Source organism: Ruegeria sp. BHSB196 (genome assembly GCF_059613135.1).
This window is the reverse complement of sequence record NZ_JBXWRY010000002.1, coordinates 106,142-119,261: the sequence shown is the minus strand read 5'-3', so window position 1 is coordinate 119,261 and position 13,120 is coordinate 106,142. Positions and strand designations below refer to the sequence as shown.

The window sequence follows — 13,120 nt, the reverse complement described above, 5'->3', positions numbered from 1 at the left end:
CCGACCGAAAGCGCATCCACCGCAGGCACCTGCCCCGACCGATTGACCAAAAAAGCCGCACCCGCCGGGCACGGCCTTGTGCATTGCAGCCGACCGGAACCGGTCACATGTGGATCACGCGGCCATAGGCGTCCAGAACGCTTTCGTGCATCATTTCGCTGAGCGTCGGATGCGGAAAGACGGCTTGCATCAGGTCTTCCTCGGTCGTTTCCAACTGCCGGCCGACCACATAGCCCTGGATCAGTTCGGTCACTTCGGCACCGATCATGTGGGCGCCCAGAAGCTCTCCGGTCTTGGCGTCGAACACGGTCTTGATGAGTCCCTCCGGCTCGCCCAGGGCAATCGCCTTGCCGTTGCCGATGAACGGGAAACGGCCCACCTTGATGTCGTAGCCCAGTTCCTTGGCCCTCGCTTCGGTATAGCCCACCGAGGCGACCTGCGGCTGGCAATAGGTGCAGCCGGCGATGCTTTCGGGCTTCACCGGATGCGCATGTTTGCCCGCGATCAGTTCCGCCACCATGACGCCCTCGTGACTGGCCTTGTGCGCCAGCCAAGGCGCGCCCGCGATGTCGCCGATGGCATAGAGCCCCTCGACCCCGGTGCGGCAGAACTCGTCCGTCACCACATGGGTGCGGTCGATCTTGACGCCAAGAGCTTCAAGCCCGAGGTTCTCGACATTGCCGACGATGCCGACGGCGGAAATCACCGTGTCGAACGCGTGCTTCTCGACCTTGCCCTTGACCTCGATATGCGCGGTGACCTTGCCCTTGGCGCGGTCCAACTGCTTGACCGTCGCCTTTTCCATGATGGTCATGCCCTGCTTGGCAAAGGCTTTCTTGGCAAAAGCGCTGATCTCGGCATCCTCCACCGGCAGGATCCGGTCCATCACCTCGACCACGGTCGTATCGGCGCCCAGCGTGTTGAAGAAACTCGCGAATTCGATCCCGATCGCGCCCGAGCCGATCACCAGCAGTTTCTTCGGCATCCGCGGCGGCATCAGCGCGTGCTTGTAGGTCCAGACCAGATCGCCATCGGCCTCCAGACCCGGCAGTTCCCGCGCCCGGGCGCCGGTGGCCAGCACGATGTTCTTGGCGCTCAGGTCTTCGGTGCCCTTGTCGGTCTTGACGCTGACCTTGCCCTTGGCGGGGATGGTCGCCTCGCCCATGAAGACGGTGACCTTGTTCTTCTTCAGCAGATGGCCGATGCCACCCGAAAGCTGCCCGGCCACCGCGCGCGACCGCTTGACGACCGCATCCAGATCATAGCCGACCTTTTCCGCGCTCAGGCCGAAATCCTTGGCGCGTTCCATCAGGTGGAACACTTCCGACGACCGAAGCAGCGCCTTGGTCGGGATGCAGCCCCAGTTCAGGCAGATGCCGCCCAGATGCTCGCGCTCGACCACGGCGGTCTTGAGGCCCAGCTGGGCCGCGCGGATGGCGGCGACATAGCCGCCCGGGCCCGCGCCGATTACGATCAGATCAAAGGAATGTGCAGCCATGATACCCTCTCGGCGCCGGTCGTCCAGAAATTAGTTTACCATTAAACTATCTTTTTCCCCACATCAACAGCAGCCCCCCGCGACAAATGCGACGCAGGGTCAAAGCGCGTGACGGAAACCGATTGCAGCCTATACGCGGCCATCCGGTTTGGCTAGAAAAGAAGCAATACCGAACCGCTTCCGACATCCACATTCATGAACGAGGGGCTGAAATGGCCAAGACACTCAAGGACTTGTTGCTCGCCATGATCAATGCGACGTTGATCCTGGTGGCGCTTTGCCTGTTTCTGGGATGGAAGCTCGTCTCGACGCTCGACGATTTCAAACAGGATTTCGCGCAACGGCTGGACCAGCTGCAACCGCTGCGGGCACAGGCCGACGAAGTCACGGACGAATTGAAAGGGCTTCGGCAGGATCTGAAGGATCTGGGCGCCGAAGGTGGCGAAATCACTCCCGCCGTCGCGCAGCGGATTCTGAGCGTGCTGGCCCGGACGAATGTCATCGAGCAAAAGCTCGAGGCCACCCAGGCAAGGCTGGCCGAACTGGCCGAGTCACCGGATGAGCTGATCGATCACGCCATCACCACCTCGGCCGAGGCGTTTGCCACCAGCCTCAACGACCTTCGCGGGTGCAGACCCGCCTCCTAGATCGCCGCCTGGATCTCGCGCACGGTCTGGCCGTAGCCGCCGTTGCTCACATAGTCGGCTTCCTGCTCGGTCATGTCGCGATGCAGGGCCTCGTTGCGATACGGGAACCGGCCGAACTTGCGGATCACTTCGCGATGCGCCTTGGCGTGCAACAGGTTCGCGGCGCCGGCTTCGGGCATCCGCTGGTGCATGAGACGCACGCACCGCTCCTGATCGCACAGGTTCTCCGAATGCATCAACGGCATGTAGAAGAACTGTCGCGCAGGTTCATCGATCTTGAGATCCCATCCCTTGTCGATCGCGCATTTCGCCGCCGCCAGCGCCGCCCGATCCGAGGCAAAGGCCCGGCCCTCGCCGCGGAACATGTTGCGCGGGAACTGATCCATCAGAATGATATAGGCCAGTGTTCCGCTGGGATATGTCAACCACAGCGAAAACCTGCCCTGACAGGCCGCGTTCCAGGATTCCTGAAATTTGTCACGGATCTGCGCATCCAGCGCGTCGTCCTGCTTGTACCACCCTTCGGGGCCAACCTCGTCCAACCAAAAACTCAATACAGCTTCAGGACCAACCATTGCCCTTACTCCACTTCAATTCCCCCCCAGGGGCACCTTGCATTAAAATGACTTTTACATTCCTGTTACAGTAACATATTGCAACATTGGCGACACAAATCCAGTCTCTAGGCGACATCGTGCGCCTGCTGCTCCTCCTGATCGGCTTCGATCGCGAGTTCCTGCGCGACCTCCAGCGCCACCGGAGAGGCCGTGGGATAGACCGGCGCCATCGTGCCGGTCTCGTCCACAGGGACCGATGCGCGCTGGGTCATCCGGTACAGCGCATAGCCGCCCATGACGAACATCAGCGCCGCGATGAACAGGAAAAAGCCCGCCGGGCCAAAGGCCGTATCGCCCATCAGCCAGCCCGTGATCACCGGTCCGGCGATCGCGCCCAGCCCGTTGATGAAGATCAGCCCGCCCGATGCGGCGGCCATGTCCTCATGCGCAAGATAGTCGTTGGTATAGGCGATCAGCAGCGAATAAAGCGGGTTGGTCATGCCGCCGATCAGGAAGGCGGCCGCCAGAAGTACCGGAAAACTCACGCCAAATAGCATCCCGATCAAGGCGCCGCACCCGCCGATCACCGCGACCGTCAGGATCAGGAAACGCCGGTCCATGCGGTCCGAGAACCAGCCGATCGGATATTGCAGGATGATCGCGCCGATATAGAAGGACGCGATGAAGGTCGAGATTTCCGGCAGGCTCAGGCCCGCCTGCGCGCCATAGACCGCGGCCATGCCGAACTGCGCCGAGAACACGCCGCCCAACAGGAACAGGCCGACGCAGCCCAGCGGCGACGTCTTCATCAGCTGCTTCAGCGTCATCGGCTTGGTCCGGTCGAAGGCCGGGGTCGGCGAAATCGACAGAAGGATCGGCGCGAACGAGATCGAGACCAGAATCGAGGCGATCACGAAAGTCTCGTAGCCGGCCGGATCTCCGACCAGCATTAGTGCCTGAGCTGCAACAATCCCCAGGGTCTGAACGATAATGTAGAGCGAAAGCGCCTGCCCCCGGTTCTCGTTGTTGGCCGCATTGTTCAGCCAGCTTTCGGCGGTCACATACACGCCGGAAAAGCAGAACCCGATCACCACCCGGCCCAGCGACCACGCGATCGGATCGGTCAGCATGGGATACATGATCATCACCGCCGAGATGAACGAGGCCAGCGCGGCGAACACGCGCACGTGCCCGACCCGGCGGATCATTTCCGGGGCCAGGCGCGAGCCGCCGAGGAAGCCCACGAAATAGGCCGACATCACAAAGGACATCTCAAGCGTCGAAAACCCTTCGATCTCGCCGCGCACGCCCAGCAGCGTGCCCTGCAGGCCGTTGCCCACCATCAACAGGCCCATGCCCAACAAGAGCGCCCATGCGCTGGAAAGAACCTGAAGCATTCGACGTCTCCGACCTCAGCCTTCGTGTGTTGCCGCCATGCCCGATCAGACACCGCCCTCAGGGGGCTTTTCCACGACTCGCGCAGACACTTACCCGAGAATCGCGCCATTCAGGGAATCAAAAGCGACGCATCCCCGTACGAGAAGAACCGGTATTTCCGTTCGATCGCGTGAGCATAGATCCGCCGCACCCGGTCCTGCCCCATCAGTGCCGAGACCAGCATCAGAAGCGTGGATTTCGGCAGGTGGAAATTCGTCATCAGGGCGTCGGTGACGTGGAATTCGAAACCGGGATAGATGAAGATGTCGGTCTCGCCCTCCCAGGCTTCGATCCGGCCGCCCCGGGCCGCGCTTTCGATCAGGCGCAGCGCGGTGGTGCCGACCGGCACGATCCGCCCGCCCGCCGCCTGGGTGGCCCGGATTTCCGCCGCCGCCGCCTCGGTCACGCGGCCCCATTCGGCGTGCATCCGGTGCGTGGTCACGTCCTCGACCTTGACCGGCAGGAACGTGCCCGCCCCCACATGCAGCGTGACATGGGTGAACGACACCCCCCGCGCGTCCAACGCTTGCAACAGCGCCGCATCGAAATGCAGCGATGCCGTCGGGGCCGCCACCGCGCCGGAATGGCGTGCCCAGACGGTCTGGTAATCCGACTTGTCCCTCTCGTCCGCGGGCCGCTTGGCGGCGATGTAGGGCGGCAGCGGCATCGCACCGGCCTCGTCCAGCGCCCGGTCGAAATCCTCTCCGGTCAGGTTGAACCGCAGATGGGCTTGCCCGTCCTCGACGCGCTCCAGCAAGGCCGACAGCGCCGGCGAGAACACGATCTCCTCTCCGGGCCGCACCTTTTTCAGCGGTTTGATCAGCGCCGCCCAGGTTCCGTCCGCCTGCGGGTCCAGCAGGGTCGCTTCGATGGCGGCCGAGACCGGCCCCTGCGCGCTGTCCCGGTGGCGGCGGCCGTTCAGACGCGCGGGGATCACGCGGGTGTCGTTCAGGATCAGCCGGTCGCCGGGCCGCAGCCAGTCCGGCAGACGGATCACGGTGGAATCGGATATGTCGTCGCCCTGCGCCACCAGCAGCCGCGCCGACGACCGCGGACTGGCCGGGCGCGTGGCGATCAGGTCTTCGGGCAGGTCGAAATCGAAGTCGCTCAGTTTCATGCGCGCGCCTTAGCGCGAAGCGAAGGATTCGGCCACAGCCGGATCAGCGGTTTTCGACGCCGGTCCCGAACGAGCGTTCCTGGCGCGGCGGGTCCGGCACGACGATGCGGCTGCCGCCGCCCGGCACGGTCGGTCGCGGCTTGCGCAGCAGGTCGCGCAGGAACACCGGCGCAAGCCCGGACAGCGGATTGACGGCAACCTTTGGGTCGGCGATCGGACCGGTCAGGGTGTAGTTGAACGCGAACACCCCTTCGCCCTTGCGGGTCAGCACGCTGCCGATGGCGTTGACCAGATAGATCGGCGAGACCGCGCCACGCAGATCCAGCCAACCCCGGTCGGTGTTCACCCGACCGTCGAACGACAGGCCGATCGACGGCCCGACCGCGCTGCCGCTGAGTATTGTCACCTCGCCGGGCGCAATCCGCATCTGGCTGTCGATGGCGGTGAAGTTGATCCCCTGCCCCGACATTTCGTCGATCAGGCCGACCACACTGATCGCGTTCAGCAGCGCCGCCATGACCGGCGCATCCTTGATGCGGGTGTTGCTGATCTTCATGGCCGCGTCATAGACCCCCGGCCCCTGCACCGGCTCCAGAACCACGTTCAGATCGCCGCCATGCGCTTGCGGCAATATCCCGGCCGCGCGCAGGACCGAACCGGCATTCTTCGATTGCAGGGTGACACTGCTGCGCGCGCCCCGCGGCGTGACCTGTCCCGAAACCGGCGCCGCCCCGTTCACGTTGGCGGTGAAACCGCCGCGCAGCCCGCCTGCGGTCTCGAACACGCCCTGCAGCCCGGTCATCGCGATCGTTTCGGTGATCTGCAACCGGTCCAGCCGCACGTCGAGCCGCGGGCTGCTGCCCGGCGCTACCGGTCCGGCCTGGCCGTTACCGGCCCCGAAGGTCGAACGGCGCATGTCCAGGGTGCCGCCCAGAATCCGGATGTCAGGCGCCCGGCTGCCGCGCGCCACCAGTTCCGCCGGAACCGCCAGCCAGTTGCCGAGGTCGAAGGAAGACAGGCTGACCCGCTCCATCGTCCCGTCCTCCGCGAACGAGATGGTACCGGTGGTGCGCAGCCCGGCGGCCTCGACCTTGAGTTCATCGACGCGCAACTCCGACCCCAGCGTGGCCGCGACGGTCAAGGCGCCCGGCGTGTTGCTTGCCTTGCGCCAGCCCAGCTCCGGAATGGCCAACCCCACCCCGACCAGATCGGACTGCGCCACAAGCGCGGGCGGCTGACCCCCGCCCAGATCGACGGTCACATCCGCCAGCCCGGCGCCGGTCAGCATGCCCTGCGGCAGTCCCGCGCGTATCTCCGTCATCAGCCGCGGAGACAGTTCGATCTGCCCGGTCAGCCGGCTGCGGGTCGGTTCCGGACGCCCGATGGGCTGCTGCCACCGCCCCTCCATCGGCACCGCGCCGAACAGGCCGACGCCATGGATCGTCACCTGCGTCTGATCCCCACTAAGGTGCAGCAGGTCCGCGCTGACCGGGATTCCGGGCACCAGCTTGTCGCTGCGCATGTCTCCCAGGCTGCCGGTGAAGTGGTATTCCATGTCCTCCAGCATCACCCGGTCCTTGAGCGGCAGGGCCAGCGATCCTTCGACCACCACGTTGCCTTGGCCCAGATCGACGGGCAATCCGGCCTTGGTCATCACCTCCAGCGGCGGCCGATCCAAAAGCGACAGCGCCGCGGTCGCGCTGCCGCTGGCGCGAATGCGGGCGATGCCCGGCGCGGCCTTGGGGATGCCGACATCCGGAATGATGAAGGACGTTCCCGCCGCATCCACCGGCCCGCCATGATCCGGGGTCACGAACCCCTGTTGCGCCGTGACCGAAAAGCGGCGCCCGACAAGGCTCGCCTGCCCTTGTGCGTCGATCAGCGGCGGCAGGGTCTTGGCGAACTTGATGGTGGCCTGATCGAAATCGAAATCCGCATAGAGGTCGGGCGGTTCGTCCGGCCGGATCCTCACCGCCAGGTCGAGATCTTCCAGCACCCCCTCGGTCAGGTTCTCCGTCACCCATTCGCGCGGCTTGATCGCCGCCCTCTCGGGCCAGTAGTTCAGCAGCTGCGCCGGTGTCAGCCGGTCGATCTGCGCATCCAGCCCGACATGCCATCCCTCGGGCGAGCCGGTCAGGCTGCCCCAGGCGCGCAGGCGGCGGTCCGCGTCCTCGACGATGATCTGCCCGATCTGCAACCGGAACGGCGCCAGCTTCATCTGGAAATCGACCGAGGCACGGGAGAATTCGAGCGGCGCGTGATAGACACCGGCCGGATTCGCCTTGATCCCGGACGATTGGAACTGCGCGGTCAGGTTCCGCAACTCGCCCGTGTCCACGCCCTCCAGAAAGGCGTCCCCCTCGATCAGGGCCGAGCCCCAGGCGGAGTCGATCGAGATCTCGTCGAAATCGATCTCCTGCCGGCTGGGGTGATAGGTGAAATAGGTGCGCGCGGTCTCGAACGGGATCGGGCGCGTCTCGGTGGTCGGCTGCACGACGCCCTTGCCGATCTGCAGCGTGGCAAAGACCGGGCCGATGGCCGCCTGCGCATCGACGCTGCCGCGCAGCGCCCCCGAGATCGGGGCGCGCAAGACCTGCAGCCAGGCCAGTGCCGGGGTCTGCAGCGCAATGTCCTCGGCCGGCAGATCGGCGACGTTGACGCCGAAACTCGCCTCGGGCGAGCCCAGTTGACTGGTATAGTTCATCTCCACCGTGCTGGCATAGTCGCGCCCGCCCAGCAGCGAGAACCCGGTCGCGATCCGAATCTCGCCGGTTCCGCGCGTGATCTGGATATGTCCTCCGTCCAGCGTCCAGGACCGCCCCTGCCGCAGGTCGGTGTAATCCAGCGTCACCGAGGTCAGTTCGAACGAGGTCAGCGCCGACAGCGACGGCGCCAGGAACACGTTGTCGGCTTCTTCGATCAGTTCGCGCAGGCTGGGTGCCCGCTCGACCGGCGCGCTCTCCGAACCGACGGTCAGCGAGATATGACCGTTCACATCCCGCTGCAGAACGATATGCGCCCCGCTCATGATGATGCGCTTGGGCCGGACTTCACCGCGCAGCAACGGGCGCATCGCCAGGCTGGCGCGCATGTCCGCCAGCTGCGCGATCTGGCGGCCATCGGCATCGCTGAGCGTCACATCCTGCAAGCGCAGACGCGGACGCCAGCCTTCGTGGATGATGAAACTGACATCGCCGAACCGGATCTGCAAACCGCCGGTGATCTCTTCCAGCCTGCGTTCCACCCGGTCGCGCACCCATTCCGGCGCGTGCATCCTCTGGCCGACGACCATCAGGGCCGAAAAGACCGCCAGGATGATCAGGATGAACACACCCCGCATCGCCCACAACGCAGCCGCCCTTCGGCGCGACCGGCGCCGCGCGGGCCTGGCCCCTTCGGGCCGCGCCTCCGCCTGTCCTGACGGGGCGGAATTTTCCTCTGCGTCTTTCAACTTGCCCGTCCCGGCCTAGTATGGTGAGCAACGAGGTGAACAATCTGCCGGAGTACGCTCATGCCCGAAATTTCCGATCCCGCCCCAGACTTCACTCTGCCCCGTGACGGCGGCGGAGAAGTGACGCTGTCCGACCTGCGTGGCAGCGCGGTTGTCCTGTTCTTCTATCCTCGCGATGATACTCCGGGCTGCACCAAGGAATCCATTGGATTTTCCGAACATCTGGCCGAGTTCGAGGCGGCCGGCGCCAAAGTCTTCGGCATTTCCCGCGACAGCGTGGCCAAGCATGACAAATTCGTCGCCAAACACGGCCTGACCACGCCGCTTCTGTCGGACGAAGGCTCGACCGTGTGCGAGGATTACGGCGTCTGGGTCGAAAAGAACATGTACGGCAGGAAATCCATGGGGATCGAACGGTCCACCTTTCTGATCGACGCCCAGGGCCGCGTCGCGCGCATCTGGCGCAAGGTCAAGGTGCCCGGCCACGTGGAAGAGGTGCTCGAAGCGGTGCGCGCGCTGGCCTGAGGCCCGGCCGCTCTCGACCCGGGCACGGCCAGCGTCTATGACACCGGTCCGAGGTACACCGAGCGGAGGCGGCACATGGCCCAGACCCTGACCGAAATGGCGACCGAGGTTCTCGAAACCGCCGACGGGCGCGCCAAGGCCGCGCTGTCGCAGAAACATGCGGCGGCATGGGCCGCCGCGCGTCAGGGCGCAGGCCCCGCCATCGACGTCGGCACCGCCGAACCGCCCCTGCATCCGGCCCGGCCTGATCGGCCCGCTCTGTTGTCGCCGCGCGAGGTGCCGAAACGGCGGCCCGGCTCCGAGGCGGGGCGGATCGCCCTGCTGCACGCAGTGGCGCATATCGAACTCAACGCCGTCGATCTGCACTGGGATATCATCGCGCGATTCGGACACGTGCCGATGCCGATGGGTTTCTATGACGACTGGGTGAAATGCGCCGCCGAGGAATCGCGCCATTTCGAGATGGTCTGCGACTGCCTCGAAGCGATGGGCAGCCATTACGGCGCTCTGCCCGCACATGCCGGCATGTGGCGTGCGGCCGCGGACACGGCCGAGGATCTCATGGGCCGGCTGGCGGTCGTTCCCATGGTGCTCGAAGCACGCGGACTGGACGTAACCCCGGGCATGATCGAGATATTCCGCAAGGCCGGGGCGCAGCAGGCGGTCGCGGCGCTGGAGGTGATCTATGCCGAGGAAGTCGGGCACGTGGCCTATGGCTCCAAGTGGTTCCACTTTCTGTGCGGCCGGGACGACGCGGACCCCAAGGATGTGTTCCACGCCCTCGTCCGGCGCTACTTCCACGGGGCGCTGAAGCCCCCGTTCAACGAGGAAAAACGCGCCGAAGCCGGCCTGCCGCCCGACTTCTACTGGCCCCTGGCGGAAGACCTGCCGCCCCCCGGCGACACCGCGCGCTGACTGGCTGCAGCGGCCCGGAACCTGAGGTTTTCGGCAAAATCCCGCTCATCCTGCGCGCGAAATTCCCCGCTTCCCCGACCGGGCGGTTAACGAACTTGCCCCGCGGCGTCGGCGCGGTTATGCAGGCGCCCCAAGGGACGGACACTCACTCACGACCGGTCCCGACCAGGGGAAAAACGAGGAAAGGCGCGTGCGGACACGTCTTGCGATCAGAATACACGCTCTGCTGGAAAAGCACTTTCCCGAGCGCAGGGTCTTTCTCAAATCGGACACCGACACCCGCTTCATCCGGCTCCGGCCGGAAACCCAGATCGTCGCCGTCGCCGGCGTGGCCGTCATGGTCGGCTGGACCATCGTGGCCACCGCGATCATCCTCATGGACAGCATCGGATCAGGCAATTTCCGCGAGCAGGCAAAAAGAGACCAGGCGACATATCAGGAACGGCTCAACATCCTGTCGCAAGAACGGGATGCCCGCGCCGAAGAAGCCTTGGCCGCGCACGAACGGTTCAACGCCGCCCTCGAACAGATTTCGGCGATGCAGTCGGAACTGCTGAAGTCCGAAAACCGCAGGCGCGAGCTGGAAACCGGGATCGAAGTGATCCAGACGACTTTGCGCGAAACCATGAAACAGCGCGAAGAAGCCCGTGCGGCACTGGCCAAATACGAGCAGAATGCAGGCGAAGACGCGGCCGGCCCACGGCTGGCCGCGTCGGCCCCCGTCCAGATGGCCTTCATGTCGGACGCTCTGCTGCGCACGGCGCAGGAGCGCGACTCCATCGCCGCCAACGCCCGGGCGGCGCTGGATCAGCGCGCCGAGCTCGAGCTGGAAATCCAGCTCATGCGCGAGCGGAACGACCAGATCTTCCGCCAGCTGGAAGAGGCGATGACCATCTCGGTCGAACCGCTGGACAAGATGTTCCGTCAGGCCGGGATGCCGACCGACCGGATCATCGAAGAGGTGCGGCGCGGCTATAGCGGCCAGGGCGGTCCGCTGACCCCTTTATCCTTCAGCACGCGCGGTGAGGAACTGTCTGCCGACGAGATCCGCGCGAACAATCTGCTCCAGCAGATGGATCAGCTGAACCTGTACCGGATCGCGGCGGAAAAGGCGCCGTTTGCAAGCCCGGTCCACGCCACGGTGCGCTACACCAGCGGCTTCGGCTGGCGCCGCGACCCCAAGACCGGCGGCCGGCGGATGCACAACGGCTCGGATTTCGCCGGCGCGCACGGGACGGATGTCTTTGCCACGGCCGATGGCGTCGTCACCCATGCCGGCTGGCAATCGGGTTTCGGCCGCCTCGTCAAGATCAAGCACGCCTTCGGGATTGAGACACTTTACGCTCACAACACCAATATCCGCGTGAAGGTCGGCCAAAGGGTCTCGCGCGGAGATCACATAGCTGATATGGGTAGCACCGGACGGTCCACCGGCACGCATCTGCACTATGAGGTGCGCGTGAACGGAAAACCTGTGAATCCAATGACTTACATCAAGGCTGCGAAAAATGTTTTCTAAGAGCAAAGTCACCGAGCCCGCCTCCAAGGCCCCCGAAGCGGCCAAGCCGGCCGCGACCCCGGCGCCTGCCTCTCCTGCACCGTCGGACACCAAGCCCAGCACCGCGCCCAAGCCCAAGCCGCCGGCATCGGTTCTGTCGTCGGATCTGCACATCACCGGCAACCTCAAGACCTCGGGCGATATCCAGGTCGAGGGCACCGTCGAAGGCGACATCCGTGCGCATCTGCTGACCATCGGCGAAACCGCCACCATCAAGGGCGAAGTCACCGCCGATGACGTGGTTGTCAACGGCCGGATCGTCGGCCGCGTGCGCGGCCTCAAGGTGCGTCTGACCTCGACCGCGCGGGTCGAAGGCGACATCATCCACAAGACGATCGCCATCGAAAGCGGCGCGCATTTCGAAGGGTCGGTTCAGCGTCAGGACGACCCACTCAATCCCGGCCGTTCGAATGCCAAGGCCGCCGGCAATCCGGCAGCGGCAACCGCCGAAGTCAAGCAATAAACGCCCGCGGCCCGCTTGAGCCGCACCTGTTGCAAAGCGCCCGGCCCGGTCTGCGGCGCTTTCTTTTTGCGCTCCCGCCCGGTTTGCCCGCTCCGACCGGCGGCGCGCCGAAAATCTTCTTCCCAAATGAAAGACCCGCCGCCTAAACTCGGCCCATCGCATTTGGGAGGATTGTTGATGACTTCAAAGCTTTTGGCGGAGTTTCTGGGCACGTTCTGGCTGGTGCTGGGCGGCTGCGGCAGTGCCGTGCTTGCCGCCGGCGTGGCCGATGTCGGGATCGGCTGGCTCGGCGTGTCGCTGGCCTTTGGCCTGACGGTGCTGACCATGGCCTATGCCGTGGGGCACATCTCCGGCGGACATTTCAACCCCGCCGTCAGCCTTGGTCTGATGGTGGCGGGCAAATTCGAAGGCAAGGATCTGCTGCCCTATTGGGTGGCCCAGGTGGTCGGCGCGATCGCGGCCGCGATCGTGCTTTACGTGATCGTTTCCGGCGCGCCCGATTTCACCGGCGTCGGCAGTTTCGCCTCCAACGGCTATGGCAGCGCCTCGCCCGGCGGGTATTCGATGATCGCCGGATTCGTGACCGAGGTGGTGATGACCGCGTTCTTCCTGCTCATCATTCTCGGTGCCACGTCGCGCGGGGCGCCCGCGGGCTTTGCCCCGATCGCCATCGGCCTGGGGCTGACCCTGATCCACCTGGTGTCGATCCCCGTCACCAACACCTCCGTCAACCCGGCCCGTTCGACCGGCGTGGCGCTGTTTGCCGATGCGCCGGCGCTGGCGCAGCTCTGGATGTTCTGGGTGGCTCCGCTGATCGGCGGCGCCATCGGCGGGCTGATCTGGAAGGCGCTGTCGTCGGACGACTGAGACCCGGCAATTCGGACAGCACGCAAAGCAATGGGGCGCCGCCATCGGGGCGGCGCCCGGCTGTCTTGCATTGACCACATCCGGC

The 13,120-nt window shown here is 65.1% G+C and carries 11 protein-coding genes; 6 read left to right on the top strand and 5 right to left on the bottom strand.

The features are described 5' to 3' along the window. Positions 1 to 103 precede the first annotated feature (103 nt). The gene (gene lpdA / locus AC2FNJ_RS02250; protein ID WP_496762074.1) at positions 104 to 1,498 is read right to left on the bottom strand and encodes a dihydrolipoyl dehydrogenase; all 1,395 of its coding nucleotides are present in this window, start codon (positions 1,496 to 1,498) and stop codon (positions 104 to 106) included. 212 nt (positions 1,499 to 1,710) lie between these two features. On the opposite strand from lpdA, the gene AC2FNJ_RS02245 reads away from it, so the two are divergent. After that, positions 1,711 to 2,145 (top strand): hypothetical protein, encoded by a 435-nt coding sequence (locus AC2FNJ_RS02245; RefSeq protein WP_496762072.1) that lies wholly within the window; start codon positions 1,711 to 1,713, stop codon positions 2,143 to 2,145. Here AC2FNJ_RS02245 and AC2FNJ_RS02240 read toward each other — a convergent pair. The 4 genes from AC2FNJ_RS02240 to AC2FNJ_RS02225 all read right to left on the bottom strand — a co-directional run bounded on the left by AC2FNJ_RS02240 (position 2,142) and on the right by AC2FNJ_RS02225 (position 8,596). Then, entirely contained in the window at positions 2,142 to 2,720 is a 579-nt protein-coding gene (locus AC2FNJ_RS02240; protein ID WP_496762070.1) for a DUF924 family protein, read from the bottom strand. The two genes, AC2FNJ_RS02245 and AC2FNJ_RS02240, sit on opposite strands and share 4 nt — an antisense overlap. A 107-nt stretch (positions 2,721 to 2,827) precedes the next feature. Beyond that, positions 2,828 to 4,099 (bottom strand): MFS transporter, encoded by a 1,272-nt coding sequence (locus AC2FNJ_RS02235; RefSeq protein ID WP_496762069.1) that lies wholly within the window; start codon positions 4,097 to 4,099, stop codon positions 2,828 to 2,830. Positions 4,100 to 4,209: 110 nt separating this feature from the next. Continuing rightward, positions 4,210 to 5,256, bottom strand: coding sequence for a tRNA preQ1(34) S-adenosylmethionine ribosyltransferase-isomerase QueA (gene queA, locus AC2FNJ_RS02230; protein ID WP_496762068.1), 1,047 nt, complete (start codon positions 5,254 to 5,256; stop codon positions 4,210 to 4,212). Positions 5,257 to 5,299: 43 nt separating this feature from the next. Further along, positions 5,300 to 8,596: a YhdP family protein gene (locus AC2FNJ_RS02225; RefSeq protein ID WP_496762066.1), complete on the bottom strand. Its 3,297-nt coding sequence runs from the start codon at positions 8,594 to 8,596 to the stop codon at positions 5,300 to 5,302. Positions 8,597 to 8,767: 171 nt separating this feature from the next. On the opposite strand from AC2FNJ_RS02225, the gene AC2FNJ_RS02220 reads away from it, so the two are divergent. The 5 genes from AC2FNJ_RS02220 to aqpZ all read left to right on the top strand — a co-directional run bounded on the left by AC2FNJ_RS02220 (position 8,768) and on the right by aqpZ (position 13,035). Further along, complete coding sequence (locus AC2FNJ_RS02220; RefSeq protein WP_496762064.1) at positions 8,768 to 9,232, top strand: peroxiredoxin; 465 nt, start codon at positions 8,768 to 8,770, stop codon at positions 9,230 to 9,232. Positions 9,233 to 9,307: 75 nt separating this feature from the next. Next, positions 9,308 to 10,147 (top strand): ferritin-like domain-containing protein, encoded by an 840-nt coding sequence (locus tag AC2FNJ_RS02215; RefSeq protein WP_496762063.1) that lies wholly within the window; start codon positions 9,308 to 9,310, stop codon positions 10,145 to 10,147. Positions 10,148 to 10,337: 190 nt separating this feature from the next. After that, positions 10,338 to 11,666, top strand: coding sequence for a DUF5930 domain-containing protein (locus AC2FNJ_RS02210; protein ID WP_496762062.1), 1,329 nt, complete (start codon positions 10,338 to 10,340; stop codon positions 11,664 to 11,666). Continuing rightward, positions 11,656 to 12,168 (top strand): bactofilin family protein, encoded by a 513-nt coding sequence (locus AC2FNJ_RS02205; protein ID WP_496762061.1) that lies wholly within the window; start codon positions 11,656 to 11,658, stop codon positions 12,166 to 12,168. Before AC2FNJ_RS02210 ends, AC2FNJ_RS02205 begins: the two co-directional genes overlap by 11 nt. 177 nt (positions 12,169 to 12,345) lie before the next feature. Then, entirely contained in the window at positions 12,346 to 13,035 is a 690-nt protein-coding gene (aqpZ, locus tag AC2FNJ_RS02200) for an aquaporin Z (RefSeq protein WP_496762059.1), read from the top strand. Positions 13,036 to 13,120: the final 85 nt, after the last annotated feature.